Origin of the sequence: Ancylobacter radicis, from assembly GCF_018449475.1 — a bacterium.
GTDB lineage: Bacteria > Pseudomonadota > Alphaproteobacteria > Rhizobiales > Xanthobacteraceae > Ancylobacter > Ancylobacter radicis.
In genome coordinates, this window is the sequence record NZ_JAHCQH010000017.1 from 316,630 (window position 1) to 328,772 (window position 12,143).

Consider the following 12,143-nt stretch of genomic DNA (forward strand, 5'->3'; position numbering starts at 1 on the left):
AAAGCTGACCAAGGGGCCGCTTTACCCATGCGGAATGCTCAGTGCTGTCATGCAGCATATCGGCTTTTGCAACGCACCAAATCGCTTATATTCCCTGGCATACAGAATGCCTTGAGAAATGGAGAGCTCAGATGAGCACTTTTTCGCTGACCCACCGCACCGCCCCGGACTTCACCCGCTTCTTCGAAGGCGTCGTTGCCTTCTTCGAGGCCATTGGTGAAGGCCGCCGCATCGCCCAGCGTTACGAGAACCTCGCCCGCCTGTCCGACACCGCTCTCGCCGCCCGCGGCCTGACCCGTCAGGAGATCGCCCGCGTCGCCGTCAACGGCCGCTGAGGACACTGGCTGCAGCGCCTGAAGGCTCCTGCGGCCCGCGAATGCGAAGGACGACGCTGTCGGAATTTCCCACAGCGTCGATAACGGTCAGGCGGACGAATCCCGTGCCCGCCGGCTGCCAGAACAAGGTGGCCGCTGTGCCGGCCCCGCCCGCGACGCGCCCGTAAGGGATGCCGTCGACCAGCACCGTCAGCCCGCCGACCCCGCCGCTCACCTTGAGCGGCAATGGCTCGTCGGCCACGCGCTCCAGGCTCGCCCCGTCGGGCGGGAACGCGATCCTCGGCCCTTCCGCTCTGCTTGAACGCCCCACGCTCCGGCCGAAATGCCGGAGCGGTGGCGGCAATTGCGCGTTTCGCGCCTCGATCGCCTCGCGCGGCGCGGGTTTGAGCGGGGCCGGCCGCGTCACCAGCCGGGCAAAAGCCTCGAACAGAATGGGCGCCGCCGCCTCGCGGCCGATCATGCCCGGCACCGGCTGGCCATCCGGCCGCCCGACCCAGACGGCAATGGTGCGCCGGCCGTCGAACCCCACCGCCCAGGCATCGCGATAGCCATAGGACGTGCCCGTCTTGAAGGCGATGCGCCCGGCACGTTCGTTCTTCGGTGCGGGAGTACCTATCATTGCCTGCGCCAGATACCAGGCGGCCACCTCGCTGAGCAGCCGCCACCCCTCCCCCCCGGTCACCTCCTCATCGAGCCGGCTGCGCGGGCCATTGGCCAGCCCGCCATTGGCCACGCCGGCATAAAGCCCGGCCAGCGCCTCCAGATTCATGCCGACACCGCCCAGCCCGACCGCGAGGCCGGGCACCTCGCCGGGGGGCAGATGCAGGCCGAACCCGGCCGAACCGAGCCGGCTCGCCAGCCGTTGCGGCCCCACCGCCTGCAGCAGCACCACCGCCGGCACGTTCAGCGAGAGCTGCAGCGCCTGCCGCACCGGCACCGTGCCCTGATAGTCGCGGTCGAAATTGCGCGGCCGATAGGCGCCGAAGCGCACCGGCCGGTCCTCGATCAGCGTGTCGGGATGGGCGATACCATCCTCGAAGGCGAGGCCGTAGATGAAGGGCTTCAGCGTCGAGCCGGGCGAGCGTATGGCGCGGGTCAGGTCCACCGCCCCGGCGCGCCCGGCATCGAGCGGATCGCCGCCGGAAACGCGCGCCAGCACCTCCCCGCTCGCATTGTCGAGCATCACGAAAGCCAGCGACACGTGGGGGCCCAGCGTGCGCAGCCGCTCGCGGGCAAGTTCCTCCAGCCGCGTCTGCGCGGGGGCGTCGATGGTAATTTGATGCCACAGCAGAGACGGCCGCTCAGTCCGCGCCGTCTGCGCCGCATGGGCGGCCAGCATGGGCATGGCAAGCCGCCGCGTCGGAATCGGGGCGCGCTGGGCGAAGGCGACCTCGGGGGTATCATAAAACCCCTCCACACCCAGCCGGGCCAGCACCTGCGCGCGGGCACGCTCGGCGGCGGCGGGGTTGCGGTCCGGCCGGCGGGATTCCGGCGCCTGCGGCAGGGCGACCAGCAGCGCCGCCTCGGCGAGCGTCAGCCGGCGCGGCTCCTTGCCGAAATAGGCAAGGCTGGCCGCCCGCACACCCTCGATATTGCCGCCGAACGGGGCCAGCGCCAGATAAAGCGTCAGGATCTCGCGCTTCGACAGGCGCGCTTCCAGCTCGATGGCGCGCCGCATCTGGCGCAGCTTGGCGGCAAGGCTGCGTCCCTCGCGCGGCTCCATCAGCCGGGCCACCTGCATGGTCAGCGTCGAGCCGCCCGAGACGATCCGTCCCCCCAGCAGCATCTGTCCGGCCGCGCGCAGCAGCGCCAGCGGATCGACGCCGACATGCAGGTAGAAGCGCCGGTCCTCATAGGCGACGAGCATGTCGAGATAGCGCCGGTCGACCTCGGCCGGGTCGGCGGCGAGCCGCCAGCGGCCGTCCGGCAAGGCGAAGGGGCGCAACAGCCGCCCTTCCCGGTCCACCACCTCGACCGACGTGGCAAGCGCCGGCACCGGCGGGGCGGCGGCGCGCACGCCGACCACCCAGGCATAGGTGCCGCCCGCCAGCAGCAGCCCGCCGAGCAGGGCAATGCCTGCCCCGCGCGCCAGGGCCGTACGGGCGGCGCTCAGCCTCACCGCGCGGCTCCGCTCACCTGAACGGTACCCGGCTCGGTGCGGGCATAGCGGCCGGGCCGGTACATGTCCTCGACGATGGCCGGCGGGTGGGCATAGGTTCCGGGCGAGACGGCGCGCACGATATAGGCGACGCGCAGCATCTGCGCCTCGTCGCCGGTCTGCGTCAGGTCGAAGGCAGCGGCGAAGAAGGCGTCCCGGAACTCGGCATGGCTCGCCTCGGTGGTCTCCCCGAGCCAGGCAAGCCCGCCCGTGTCGGCACCGACCGCAAGGCTCGGATTGTCGATCTCGAAGCCGGCCGGCAGATAGTCCACCAGCAGCACATGGCTCGGCGCCGGCTCGTCCTCGCTCGCCTCCAGCAGCACGACGAGTCGCTGGTTCTGAATTACCTTCGCGGGGTCCGCCGGCGTGCCGTCCAGCGTGTAGTAGCTGCGAGTGAGCGCGAAACCCGCCGCCGAGGCGGGCTCGGGCGTGACGGGCGGGCCGTCGATGGTGACGGCCACATCCAGCGGGGCGGTGCCGCGATTGGTCAGCTTGAGCGGGGTGGCAAGCTCCGCCGGGGTAAGCGCGCGCTCATAAATGCCGCTGGTGAGCGTGCCGCCCACCTCGACGGCGATGCCCCGTCCCTCGCGCGCCGCCCGCGCAGCGAGCAGCAGCCAGGAATCCTCCTGCGTCGAGGTCGGTCCGGCATCGGCATAGGCGCTGGCGAGCCGGGCCCGCGCGGTGCGCGCGGTGTTGGTGAAGCCCGCCTCGGCAGCGAGCGTCGCCACGCCGGCGGCATCGCGCAGGATCGAGCCGAAATCGGCCCGCCCGGCGGTCAGCGGCTCCGGCGCCTCGGGAAGCAGTTCCAGCGCCGCGCCGAACACCCGCTCGGCCCGCCCCTTGTCGCCGAGCATGGCGAGCGCCGCGCCGAGCTGGCCGCGCGCCAGCGGGCTCTCGACCTCCTCCAGCTTGGCATCCGCCACATAGCGCAGATCGCCCAATGGCGCCCGGCCATTGCGGGCCAGCACATAGATCGCATAGGCGGTGCCGTCATTGGTGGCGCCATCGCCGGCATAGGCGACGGCGTTGCGCAGCCGGTCGAGCGCCATGGTGAAGGGCCGGTCCGGCACCGCATGGCCCTTTTCGCGTGCGCGGGTGAGGAAGTCGCTCACATAGGCGTCGAGCCAGAGGTCGTTGCCGCCCGCGCTCCACAGACCGAAGGAACCGTCCGAACCCTGCCGGGCGATCAGCCGGGCAATGGCGTCGCGAATGGTTTCCGCCGGGTCCTTGAGGCGGAACCGCTCGGCCGTGCCGAAATCGCTGAGATAGAGCAGCGGCAGAGCGCGGCTGGTGAGCTGTTCGGAGCAGGCGAAGGGGTAGCGGTCGAGCGCGCCGAACAGCGCCGGCACGTCGAGCGCCGGGTCGGGACCGGCGAAGACGGTGACGCCGCCCGTGCCGGGCACGAGATCGGCCACCAGGTCGCGACTGAGCGTGATGGACGCGCCGGGGGCGATCGTCTCGACGCTCCGGCGCGAAATGGCGGGATAGGCCGGGCGCACATTCAGCCGGTAGTCGCGGGTAATCGCGAGGCCGCCGGGGCCGGAAAGCCGCAGCGAGAGCCGGGCCTCGCCAATGCCGATGCCGTTGAGCTGGACGTTGAAGACCTGCCGCGCGCCCTTGGCGAGCGGGATGGTCCTGGGCGCACTTGGCACCGCGATGGGGCCTTCCGTCACCACGTCGAGCGCATAATCGCCGGTCTCGCCATCGACATTGGCCAGCGCCAGATTCAGCGTCGAGCGGTCGCCGCTGGCGAGAAAGCGCGGCAGCGTCGCCGTGAGAACGACCGGATCGCGGATGGTCACATCGGCCGAGGCATGGCCGACGGCGGCGGCGGACCACGCCACCGCCATCAGCCGGCCGGTGCCGTCAAAGGGCGGAATGGCGAAGTCGAGGGTGCCGCGCCCGTCCGCGTCCAGCTTCACCGGACCGGAGAACAGGGCGAGCGGCGGCTGCGTCGGCGGCTCGGCTTGAAGGCCCGCATCCATCGCGTCGCCGCCGGAACGCAGGCGTCCGCGCGCGCCGAGCATGCCGTCGATCAACTGGCCGTAGAAGTCGCGCACCTCGGTGCCGAGCGCCCGCTGGCCGAGATAGAAGCCATCCGGGTCCGGCGTCTCGAAGCGGGTCAGGTTGAGAATGCCGACATCGACCAGCGCCAGCGTGACGAAGGCCTCGCCCTTGCCCGCACCGGCAACGGTGACCGGCACGGACACCGTCGTCTCCGGCCGCACCAGCGCGGGCGCATCGAGCTTCACTTCCAGCCGGCGCGCGGACTGGTCGACGCCGAACCAGGCGAGGCCGATGGCGCGGCCGGGATTGCGGCCGGCCGCCACATCAAGAGGACGGTGCAGGAAGGCGAGCGCATAGGCGCCCGGCCCCCACGTCGCCGCCACGGGGAATTCCACCGCGCTGTCGCCGGCTTTCACATCGAGCGTCTGGCTCGCCAGCACGCCATCGCCGACGATCAGCACAGTGGCCGAACCGTCATGGCGGCTGGTGAGATTCACCTTCAGCGTCTCGCCGGCGGCATATTGCTTCTTGTCGAGGCTGACCTCCAGCCGGTCCGGCGCGTCGGCGGTCGCCCCGCCGCCCCAGCCGGCCTCGAAGGGCACGGCGGTGACGAGGCTGCCTTCGCTCACTTCCAGCCGGTAGCGGCCCCAGCCGACCGGCACGTCGAGCCGCGCCGGGGTGCTGGTGCCGAGGTCGAGCTTGCCATCAGCCACCTTGGCAACTGATTCGACCGGCTCGAAATCCCAGGAACTGCCGAGCCGGTACCATTGATAGCGCGTCTCGATCCGGTAGAGCGCCCATTGCGCGCCGGCGCGGGCGATCGCGGCGCCGGCGGCATTGAAGGCCTGCACCTCGAAGCCGGCGCTGGCGTTCTCGCCCGGCCCGCTCGGCCCGAACAGCGGCTTCACGCCGATGGCGGCCGGCGCGGGCTCCACCGGAAGCACCAGCGAACGGCGCACCGCGCGTCCCCCGCCCTCGTCGAGGCTGACGAAGATCTCCGCCTCCAGCGGCCGCGCGGTCGGCGCCAGCGCCGGCAGCACGGCGGAAAGGCTGGCCTTGCCGCCGGCATCGGTGACGGCAAGGTCCGGCAAAGCGGAACGCTCCGGGGCGAACCCGTCATCGGGGCGGCCGAAGCGCCAGCCCGGCAGGCTTGGGCGCTCCTTGGCGATGCGCACCTCGATCTCGCCGCTGATGTCGAGCCCGGCGGCGGGCGGGCCGAACAGCCAGCGGCCATCGGCGTTCACCGTCACCGGCGCCTTCGGGGTGATGCGGGTCGCGGTGGTGGACAGATCGAGCGCGAGGCGCTCGGGGACATAATCCTCCAGCAGGAAGGTGGTCTCGCCCACCGGCGCGCCGCGCGGATCGACATAGGCCTCGATCCGCCACACGCCGGTCATCGCCCCGCCCATCAGCGGGAAGCCGACCGCGCGCCCACCCGCGCCCTCGTCCGGCGCCTGAATGCGGCGCTCCTCGACACCATCCGGCCGCTTCAGCATCAGCGTCAGCGGCACGCCGGCCACGGCCTCCACCTGCGGGCTGCGCAGCAGGGCGGTGACATGGACCTCCTCGCCGGAACGATAGACGCCGCGCTCGGTGGTGACGAAGGCGTCCATCTTGTCCGGCGCCGCCCGCCCGCCGACACCGCGGTCGGTCAGGTCGAAGGCCTGATCCTCCAGCGACAGGAAGGCATAGTCGCCCTCCGTGGCGCGGGCGACGATCACCGCCGGCGCGAAACCGTCCGTGCCGCGCATCACGCCCGGATCGAAAGAGGCCGCACCCGTGGCATCGGTCTTCGCCGTAGCCAGCACCTCGTTGGACTTGGCGAGCAGGCGCAGTTCCACATCGGCCAGCGGCTGCGCGCTGCCGAGACCGCGCACCATCACCGTCAGCCCGGTCGAGCCCGACAGGGCGGTCATGCCGAGGTCGGAGACGACGAACCACTGGGTCGCCCGCGCGCTCCACTCGTCCGTGGGATCGGCGGCATCGCCGGCCGGGCGGGCGGTGAGCACATAGACGCCGGGTGCGAGCGTGCCGACCGCTTCGTCGACCGGGAAGGAGGTGGTTACGTCCTCGTTCAGCGGCGAAGCCGTCTCCAGCTCGCCCTTGAACACCGCCTCGGCCTGGCCGGACTTCAGCCGCTCCAGATCGAAGCCCCCGAGGTTAGCCCGGAATTCGCCGTCGATGGCGGTGGGAATGAGGCTGCGGTCGCCGATGCGGTACAGCTCGACGCCGACCCGCGAGGTGTTCACGCTCACAAGCGGAATGCCGCGCGGGCCACTGCGCGGCAGCACATAGTTGCGGCCGGTGAAGCGCACGCCGGCTTTGCGATCGCGCACATAGATGGTGAGGTCGGCCGTCGCGGCCAGCGGCTCGGCGGCGACGCTGGAGGGCAGCCCTCGGCGCAGGCCGACATCATAGCTCTCGCCATGCGCCAGCCCCTCGACGCAGAGCTGGCTCCCCTCGGAGGTGACGGCAGGCTTGTCGACCGCCCCTTGCGGCCCCTTCAGCGTGACATAGGCGGCATAGTCCGTGCCCTTGACCAACGGCTCGGAGAACTGGACGCAGATGCGCGGGTTCGCCGCGTCCGAATCGACGCTGTAGTCGAGCATGCGGAAGCCGCGCTCGGCGCGCAGCTTGTCATAGAAGGCCCGCTGGTCCGGCACGTCGACATAGGTGAGCGCGAGGCTCAGCGTGTCGAGCGCGGCCCGCCAGAGCGAGCGGCGGTCATAGAGATGGCCGATGGCGAACAGCGCATCCGCCTGCTGCACGCGCGTGGTGGCGTTGCGATAGGCGAGAAAGGCCGCGCCCTGCGCGCGATCGAGGAAGATGTCCGGGCTCTCATCGTCGTTCGGCTTGATGCGGGCGAGGGCACGGGAAAGCCGCATCCACGCTCCGGCATCGGTGCCGGCTGCATGGGCGAGCTGGCCATAAATCTCGGCGGCGGTGCGTGCATCGCCGCCCGCAAGCGCGGCGTCGGCGTCCTTGCGGAGCTGCACGGCGGACTTCGGCAGAGGGCCGCGTTCCCGGCCCAGCAGCGCCTGAAGCCGGCGCGCGGCCTCCACCAGGTCGGGCCGCGCGAAGGTTTTTGGCAGCGCGTCCTGCGCGGCAGCGGCCGCCTGGACCGCCGATGGTTTGGCTGTACCGGCCTGGGTTGCAGCCGGCTTGGCCGCCGGTTTCGGCGTGGGCGACTGCGAAAAAGCCGGTGCGAGCAGCACCGCGAAAGTCAGCGCGGACGCCGCAAGTCCACGCCCCACAAGCGAAAAAGCCGACAACACACCGGACATGGCACCACCTCGAACGTCCCGCCGCGCGGGTGACGTCACGATAGGACGGAATCGGCGTCCGGGCCATGACGGAACGTCGCCGGCATCGGCGCGGATGTCACACAGCCGAGGATTGCCGCGCCGGCGCCATTGAATAGCCGTCCACGCTTAGGTATACGGGCCGTCATCCATTTGGGGGCCTGCCGTCACAGCCGTGCCGGGAGACGCTCCGATTCACCCGTGGCCGGACGCGGCCGCTGAGACCAGAGGCATTCCATGTCGACCACGTTCGAGACCGTCGCCAACATCATCGCCGAGACGTGCGACATCCCGCGCGAGAACATCACGCCCGAGAGCCACGCCATCGACGATCTCGGCATCGACAGCCTGGACTTCCTCGACATCGCCTTCGCCATCGACAAGGCGTTCGGCATCAAGCTCCCGCTCGAGAGCTGGACGCAGGAAGTCAACGAAGGCAAGGCGACCACCGAGCAGTATTTCGTGCTCAAGAACCTGTGCGCGCGGATCGACGAACTGATCGCCGCCAAGACGGCCTGATGCAAGCGACGCGACGTACGGGCAGGACGGTGTAATGCGGCTCGAATATTTCCAGATGATCGACAAGGTGCTGACCCTCGACCTCGAGGCCCGCACCCTGAAGACCGCGAATATCGTGCCGGATGAGAGCCCGATCTTCGAAGGCCACTTTCCGGGGCACCCCCTGCTCCCGGGCGTGCTGCTGTTCGAGATCATGGCCCAGAGCTGCGGCATGCTGCTGCTGCGCCTGCACAATTACGACCGCATGGCCTTCCTCGCCTCCGTCGACAAGGGCAAGCTGCGCACCTTCGTCACGCCCGGCCAGGTCATCGAGGTCGATGCCCGCATGGAGCATGACGGTTCGGGTTATGCCCGCCTCAAGGCCGAAGGCCGCGTCGAGGGCAAGCTCGTCTGCAATGCCGACATCACGCTGAAGACCATGCCGTTCCCGGCTCCGGAGCTGCGCGGTTACCTTCTTTCTACAGCCGAGCGCATCGGCATGCCGATGGAGCCGCCGGCCGTAGCCGGCGCCGCCTCGGCGTGCTCAGGAACTCTCTCGCATGTCTGATCGTCGCGACGTCTGGATCACCGGCATCGGGCTTGTCTCGTCGCTCGGTGAGGGGCTGGAAGCGCATTGGGAAGCCTTGTCATCCGCCCCCAAGCCGGTGGCCGACGAGACCAGCTTTGCGCCCTATGTGGTGCATCCGCTGTCCAAGGTGGATTTCGACAAGCAGATCCCGAAGAAGGGCGACCAGCGCCAGATGGAGCCCTGGCAGCGGATCGGCACCTATGCCGCCGGTCTGGCCCTGGCCTCCGCCGGCCTCGCCGGCAACAAGGACATTCTCTCCACCACCGACATGGTGGTGGCGGCGGGCGGCGGCGAGCGTGACCAGTCGGTCGACGGCGCAATCCTCACCGATATCGAGAAGCAGCCGAACCCGGACGTGTTCCTGACCGAGCAGCTCCAGTCGAACCTGCGCCCGACGCTGTTCCTGGCCCAGCTCTCCAACCTGCTCGCCGGCAACATCTCCATCGTCCACGGCGTCACCGGCTCCTCGCGCACCTTCATGGGCGAGGAAAGCTCGGGAACCGACGCGGTGCGCATCGGCTGGTCGCGCATAACCGCGGGCACCAGCGAGATCGCGCTGGTGGGCGGCGCCTACAATGCCGAGCGGCGCGACATGCTGCTGCTGTTCGCCCTCAAGCGTCTCGCCATGCACGCGCCCTGGGCGCCGGTACTGGCCGACCCCAAGGGCGTGCCGACCGGCTCGGCCGGCGCCTTTCTGGTGCTGGAATCGCCCGAGCACGCCACGGCGCGCGGCGTGAAGCCGATCGCCAAGCTCTCCGGCGTCTGGTCCGAGCGCGCCCGCCGCGCCGAGCCCGGCGCGGTCGAGGCGGTGCTGGAAGCCCTCGTCAACCAGGCGAAGGGCGATGACAGCACGGGCACGGCCATCCTTTCCGCCGCCTCGGGCGCACCCGAACCCACGCAGGCCGAAGTCGCCGTGCTGGCCCGCAGCGGACTGCCGGTGCGTTCGGTGACGGACCGCGTCGGGCACGCGCTCGAAGCACAGATGCCGGTAGCCCTCGCACTGGCGACCCTTGCGGTTTCGGAAGGGCAGCTCTACGCCCCGCTCACGGGTGAGACGCTGGAAAAGCCTTTCGATGGCCCGCTATCCCGTGCCATCGTTACCGCGGTGGGGCATTGGCGTGGGGAAGGCGTGGCGCTCGTCGAGCGCGTCGACTGATCCCCATTTGCGGAAGCTGAGGCTTCGCAGGAGCAGAATATGGCGTCCTATACCGACAAGGCCGGCCGGCCCATCGTCGTTGTCACCGGCATGGGCATGGTGACCTCGCTCGGGCAGGGCAAGGCGGATAACTGGGCCAAGCTGACGGCTGGCAAGTCCGGCATCCACCGCATCACCCGCTTCCCCGTCGATTCGATGAAGACCACCATCGCCGGGACGGTGGACTATCTGCCGGAGAGCGGGCGCACCGCGCCGGACCTCTCCGAGGAACTCGCCCAGATCGCGGCGGAAGAGGCCATCGGCGAGTCCGGCATCGGCGCCAAGGGCGATTTCCCCGGCCCGCTGTTCTGCGCCGTGCCGCCGATCGAGCTGGAATGGCCGCAGCGCCGCATCCTGGCGCAGGAAGCCGCCGCCAACGGCCCGATCTCCTATGACGACCTGCTGCGCGCCGCCGAGGCCAATGGCCACGACGCCTGGCACGAGCGTTTCCTCTATGGCTCGATCGCCGATCATCTCGCCGACCGTTTCGGCACGCGCGGCCAGCCGATCTCGCTGTCCACCGCCTGCGCCTCGGGCAATACCTCGATCCAGCTCGCGGTCGAGGCGATCCGCCGTGGCGAATGCGACGCAGCCCTGTCCATCGCCACCGACGGCTCGGTGACGGCGGAGGCGCTGATCCGCTTCTCGCTGCTCTCGGCCCTGTCGGCCAATAATGAAGTGCCGGAAGCGGCCTCCCGCCCCTTCGCCAAGAACCGCGACGGATTCATCATCGCCGAAGGCGCCGGTGCGCTGGTGCTGGAGAGCATGGAGCACGCGGTGGCGCGCGGGGCGAAGATCCTCGGCGTGGTCGAGGGTGTCGGCGAAATGGCCGACAGCTTCCACCGCACCCGCTCCTCGCCGGACGCCAAGCCCGTCATCGGCTGCATGCGCAACGCGCTGGCCGATGCCGGCGTCGAGCCGGAGGAAATCGACTACATCAACGCCCACGGCACCTCGACGCCCGAGAATGACCGGATGGAGTTCACCGGCATGAGCGTGGTGTTCGGCGAGCGCCTGCCGAGCATCCCGATCTCCTCCAACAAGTCGATGATCGGCCATACGCTGACCGCCGCCGGCGCGATCGAGGCGGTGATCTCGCTGCTCACCATCCAGAACGGCCGTATCCCCCCGACCATCAATTACGAGACGCCCGACCCGGCCATCCCGCTCGACGTGGTGCCCAATGTCGCGCGCGACGCCAAGGTCAACCGGGTGATGTCGAACTCGTTCGGCTTCGGCGGGCAGAATGTCTGCCTGATCCTCAAGGGCGCCCCGGCGTGAGCCAGCGCGTCCTCGTCACCGGCGGCGGGCGCGGCGTCGGCGCGGCCATCGTGCGCGCAGCGGCGCTCGCGGGCTTCCACGTGGTCTTCACCGTGCGCACCGCGGCGGCGGAGGCCGAGGCGCTGATCGCCGATATCAAGGCCGAGAAGCCGGACGCCGCGATCGAGGTCCGCTCGCTCGACCTCGCCGACAAAGGCGCGGTCGATGCCTTCGCGGCCGCGATCGCCGAGGAGCCGGCCTATTTCGGCTTCGTGCACAATGCCGGCATGAGCTACGACACGCTGGCGGCGATGGTCGACCAGACCAAGGCCGAGCAGCTCATGCAGGTCAATTACTGGTCCTTCGTGAAGATCGCCGGCGCGCTGATCCGCCCGATGACGCGCGCCCGTGCCGGGCGCATCGTCGCCATCGGCTCGATCGCCGCCGATGTCGCCAATGCCGGCAACGCCATCTATGCCGGCTCCAAGGCCGCGCTGGCCGGCTATTGCCGCACGCTGGCGATCGAGACGGCGCGGCGCGGCGTGACGGTCAACGTGGTCGCCCCCGGCTTTGTCGACACGGCGATGCTCGCGCCCTACGCTGCCTATCGCGCCAATGTCGAGAAGCAGATCCCGGCCGGGCGCTTCGCGGCGCCCGAGGATGTCGGCGCTGTCGTCGGCTTCCTGATCTCGCCCGGTGCCGCCTATGTGACCGGCGCGACCCTCCCGGTGGATGGCGGCCTCACGGCCGCACTAGCCATCCAACGCTGATTTCGTTATCCAGCCTCGTCTTTCCGCGG

General features: G+C 70.0%; 8 protein-coding genes. 6 read left to right on the forward strand and 2 right to left on the reverse strand.

The annotated features are described in order from the left end of the window. Positions 1–131: 131 nt before the first annotated feature. Positions 132–335: a DUF1127 domain-containing protein gene (locus KIP89_RS13295; RefSeq protein WP_213755905.1), complete on the forward strand. Its 204-nt coding sequence runs from the start codon at positions 132–134 to the stop codon at positions 333–335. On the opposite strand, the gene pbpC is transcribed toward KIP89_RS13295, so the two are convergent. Beyond that, positions 322–2,448 carry a penicillin-binding protein 1C gene (pbpC, locus tag KIP89_RS13300; protein ID WP_250152491.1) on the reverse strand — a complete coding sequence of 709 codons (2,127 nt, stop codon included), beginning with the start codon at positions 2,446–2,448 and terminating at the stop codon, positions 322–324. The two genes, KIP89_RS13295 and pbpC, sit on opposite strands and share 14 nt — an antisense overlap. Positions 2,449–2,450: 2 nt before the next feature. Next, positions 2,451–7,715, reverse strand: a complete 5,265-nt coding sequence (locus tag KIP89_RS13305; RefSeq protein ID WP_369807145.1) for an alpha-2-macroglobulin family protein — start codon at positions 7,713–7,715, stop codon at positions 2,451–2,453. Positions 7,716–8,039: 324 nt separating this feature from the next. Between KIP89_RS13305 and KIP89_RS13310 the strand changes: the two genes are divergently transcribed. Genes KIP89_RS13310 through KIP89_RS13330 form a run of 5 tightly spaced genes read left to right on the forward strand, consistent with a single transcriptional unit; the run spans position 8,040 to position 12,114 of the window. Beyond that, positions 8,040–8,321, forward strand: a complete 282-nt coding sequence (locus tag KIP89_RS13310) for an acyl carrier protein (RefSeq protein ID WP_163074070.1) — start codon at positions 8,040–8,042, stop codon at positions 8,319–8,321. 34 nt (positions 8,322–8,355) lie between these two features. Beyond that, positions 8,356–8,868: a 3-hydroxyacyl-ACP dehydratase FabZ family protein gene (locus KIP89_RS13315; RefSeq protein ID WP_213755907.1), complete on the forward strand. Its 513-nt coding sequence runs from the start codon at positions 8,356–8,358 to the stop codon at positions 8,866–8,868. Next, positions 8,861–10,045: a beta-ketoacyl-ACP synthase gene (locus KIP89_RS13320; protein ID WP_213755908.1), complete on the forward strand. Its 1,185-nt coding sequence runs from the start codon at positions 8,861–8,863 to the stop codon at positions 10,043–10,045. The genes KIP89_RS13315 and KIP89_RS13320 overlap by 8 nt, the downstream gene beginning before the upstream one ends. A gap of 39 nt (positions 10,046–10,084) precedes the next feature. After that, the gene (locus tag KIP89_RS13325) at positions 10,085–11,365 is read left to right on the forward strand and encodes a beta-ketoacyl-ACP synthase (RefSeq protein WP_213755909.1); all 1,281 of its coding nucleotides are present in this window, start codon (positions 10,085–10,087) and stop codon (positions 11,363–11,365) included. Further along, positions 11,335–12,114 (forward strand): SDR family oxidoreductase, encoded by a 780-nt coding sequence (locus KIP89_RS13330; RefSeq protein ID WP_213756024.1) that lies wholly within the window; start codon positions 11,335–11,337, stop codon positions 12,112–12,114. The genes KIP89_RS13325 and KIP89_RS13330 overlap by 31 nt, the downstream gene beginning before the upstream one ends. The last annotated feature ends 29 nt before the right edge of the window (positions 12,115–12,143 follow it).